The organism is Dialister sp. (assembly GCF_036343215.1).
Taxonomy (GTDB): Bacteria; Bacillota; Negativicutes; order Veillonellales; family Dialisteraceae; genus Dialister.
Window position 1 is genome coordinate 1 of record NZ_JAZASU010000141.1, and the last position, 3,475, is coordinate 3,475.

The following is a 3,475-nucleotide window of genomic DNA, read 5'->3' on the forward strand; positions in this document are numbered from 1 at the left end:
TGACCATGGGCCAGAACTACATGAAGCAGGTGAACCAGATCTGGTATCAGATCTACCAGGTGGTGAAGGAAAACTGCTCCGTGGAGTTTGCCGGCAACACGCCCCAGGATGACGTGATGGAGCGGCTGCTGCGGTCGCGGAAGGTATGACAGGGAGGAAAGTATGGAAAAAACAACCAAAGAGATGAAGCTCATCCCCATTGATGAGCTGATCCCCTATGTAAATAATGCCCGGACCCATTCCCCGGAACAGATCAACAAGCTCCGGGCCAGCCTCCGGGAATTCGGGTTCATCAACCCGGTGATCATCGACAGGGACAAGAACATCATCGCTGGCCATGGACGGGTGATGGCTGCCCGGGAAGAAGGCATCAAAGAAGTGCCCTGCGTCCTGGTGGACTACCTTACCGAAGCCCAGAAGAAAGCCTACATCCTGGCCGACAACCGGATGGCCCTGGATGCCGGATGGGACGAAGAAATGCTGCGGGTGGAAATTGAATCCCTCCAGGGAGCGGACTTTGATGTGAGTCTCACCGGCTTTAGCGATGACGAAATCGCCCATATCTTCGATGAAGAAACAGAAGCCAAAGAAGACGACTTCAACGTGGAAGAAGAACTCCAGAAGCCGGTGTTTTCCAAAGACGGAGACCTCTGGCAGCTGGGAAAGCACCGGGTCCTGTGCGGGGATTCCACCAAGCCAGAAACCTATGCTCAGCTCATGGACGGGGTGAAACCCAACCTGGTGCTGACGGATCCCCCGTACCTGGTCAACCTTCGGAGCACCTCCGGGAAGATCAAGAACGATGACCTGAACGACCAGGAAGGGTACGAGTTCCTGAAGAAGGCATTCACCTGCTTCCATGAAACCATGGCGGCGGATGCTTCCATCTATGTGTTCTATGCCACCATGAAGGCCCGGGTGTTCTACGATGCCTTCGAAGATGCAGGCTTTAAGGTCGGGGCAGGGCTCATCTGGAAGAAGCCCAAAGCTCCCTTTATGCGTACCGATTGGAAGTTCAACATGGAGCCCATCATCTTCGGGTGGCGGAAAGACGGGAAGCACAACTGGTACGGGGACCAGAAACAGAAAGCGGTCTTTGAGTTTGACGGGATCAAGAACAGCAAGGAGGACGGCTTCGGCCACCCCTCCAGCAAGCCCGTGCCCATGCTGGCCTATCTGATCAAGCTGAGCAGCCAGATCAACGGGGTGGTGCTGGACGGGTTCCTGGGGTCTGCTTCCACCCTGATGGCCTGCGACCAGCTGGGCCGGATCTGTTATGGGGTGGAGCTGGAACCCAAGTTCGTGGATGTAGCGGTGAAGCGGTACCTGGCTTCCCATGAAACGGAGAAAGAAAGTGTGTATGTGATTCGGGACGGGAAAAAGTGCACCTACCAGGAAGTGGCAGGTGCGGAAAAATAAGTACAAAAAGGGCCACATTTTGCTTGCTATTATTCGCCTTTGGAGTGATTAATAACAGTACCAAAATACCCTAAGGAGGTACTAAAAATGAAGGTTGAATACTACAGACAAGGTGCAGCGAGAAAAGAACTGGTGCAGGCCATCAGCGACATTACCTGCACAAAGGCGAAATACCTGTTTCTTCCCACCCGGGCCTACCAGATCGGCAGCATTCGGGTGGAGGAATTCGGAACCGTGGAATGTGAAGACGCCGACCTTCTCCAAAAGGTGGTGAAGGAACTGGTGAACCTGGGAATCCAGCCTGCAGAACCGGTGGATTTTTTAGAGGAAACGACTCCGGAGACCACGGAACCGGTGGAGGAACCGGAAGAAACCCCGGAAACAGAATCGGCTCAGGATGATTTGGAACCAGCAGAAGAACCGGAAACGGAGGGGGCCGATACCCTGACCATTTCCCTGCCGGACGATCTGACGGAAGAGGAGTTTACCAAACTTCAGAACCTGGTGGCTTCCAAAGCTAGCCTTTTCAAAAAGGCCCTGGGGACCGATGACCTGACCATCCAACGCTCTGACGGGAAGATTTCTTTCCCATGGTTCCATGGAACTGACAGCGCCAGAGCCCAGGCCTATGCCAAACTGGTGACAGCCCTTTGCCAAATGGCCAAGAAATCCAAACGGATCATCGCCAAAGAGCACGAAGTGCTCAATGAGAAATACACCTTCCGATGCTTCCTCCTGCGGCTGGGGTTCATCGGACAGGAATACAAGGAATGCCGGAAGATCCTGCTGGAAAACCTCAGGGGATCGGCAGCTTATCGGGATGGGGTGAAATGCCATGAGATTTCTCAATAAAGAGATGCTGGAATTCCTGAAACGGGAGTACCCTGCCGGCACCCGGGTCCGGCTGATCCGGATGGATGATTCCCAGGCGCCGCCTTTGGGGACGGAAGGAGCGGTGACCGGTGTGGACGATATGGGGTCCCTTCTGGTGGATTGGGACAACGGATCCCACCTGAATGTGATCCATGGGGTGGATAAAGTACAGAAACTGAATAAAGAAGCAAAATAGTTAATAATTATTCTCAAAATCCCTTGCTATTATGTGCGTTTAGAGTGATATATACACATGCCAAAGAACACACAACCTTAGCGAAAGGATGACGAGAATTATGAAAACACTGCACTTCGGAATTGAAATGGAAATGACGGGGATTACGAGAGAAAAGGCTGCCAACCTGATGGCCGGTTTCTTCGGAACAGGCTGGGGAACCCACCAGGGCGGAGTCTACGACACCTGGACCGCCACCGACGACCTGGGCCGGACCTGGAAGGTCATGAGCGATTCCAGCATCCATGCCCAGAGAAAAGTGGGCGGCCGGATTGAAAGCGCCTCTACGGAATACCGCACGGAAGTGGTGAGCCCCATCCTTTCCTACGACGACATTCCGAAGCTGCAGGAAATGGTACGGACCCTGAGAAAAGCAGGGGCCATGGTGAACACTTCCTGCGGGATCCACATCCATGTGGGTGCCGAGAAGTTCACCCCGAAAACCCTGCGGAACCTGGTGAACCTGATGGCCAGCAAGGAAGACATGATCTACCATGCCCTCCAGATCGACCCGATCCGGGAAGGCAGATACTGCCGGAAAACGGATGCAGAATTCCTGAATGAACTGAATAAAAAACAGCCCAAGACCATGGAAGCCTTCGCCGATGTGTGGTACCTCCAGGCACCCTTTGGCAGAGAAAACCATTACAACAGCAGCCGGTACCACGGCCTCAACCTCCACGCCACCTTTACCAAAGGGACGGTGGAATTCCGGCTTTTCAACGGCACCCTCCACGCCGGGGAGATCAAGGCATACATCCAGTTTTGCCTGGCGGTGGCCCATCAGGCCCTGACCCAGAAGAAAGCCTCCTCCAGAAAGACGGAAACGGACAACGAAAAATACGCCTTCCGGTGCTGGATGCTCCGGCTGGGGCTCATCGGAGACGAATTCAAGACCTGCCGGCTGCACATGCTGAAACACCTGGCCGGGAATTCCGCCTGGAGAAA

General features: G+C 54.1%; 4 protein-coding genes. All 4 read left to right on the plus strand.

Going from position 1 to position 3,475, the window contains the following annotated elements:
- Nucleotides 1–162: 162 nt before the first annotated feature.
- Nucleotides 163–1,419 (plus strand): site-specific DNA-methyltransferase, encoded by a 1,257-nt coding sequence (locus VZT47_RS09765; RefSeq protein ID WP_320597181.1) that lies wholly within the window; start codon nucleotides 163–165, stop codon nucleotides 1,417–1,419.
- An 87-nt stretch (nucleotides 1,420–1,506) separates the two neighbouring features.
- Nucleotides 1,507–2,271, plus strand: a complete 765-nt coding sequence (locus VZT47_RS09770; RefSeq protein ID WP_320597180.1) for a virulence — start codon at nucleotides 1,507–1,509, stop codon at nucleotides 2,269–2,271.
- On the plus strand, nucleotides 2,255–2,488 hold the full coding sequence (locus tag VZT47_RS09775) for a DUF4314 domain-containing protein (RefSeq protein ID WP_320597179.1): 234 nt from the start codon (nucleotides 2,255–2,257) through the stop codon (nucleotides 2,486–2,488). The genes VZT47_RS09770 and VZT47_RS09775 overlap by 17 nt, the downstream gene beginning before the upstream one ends.
- A 100-nt stretch (nucleotides 2,489–2,588) precedes the next feature.
- The coding region (locus VZT47_RS09780; protein WP_330224776.1) for an amidoligase family protein at nucleotides 2,589–3,475 on the plus strand (887 nt) is incomplete at its 3' end.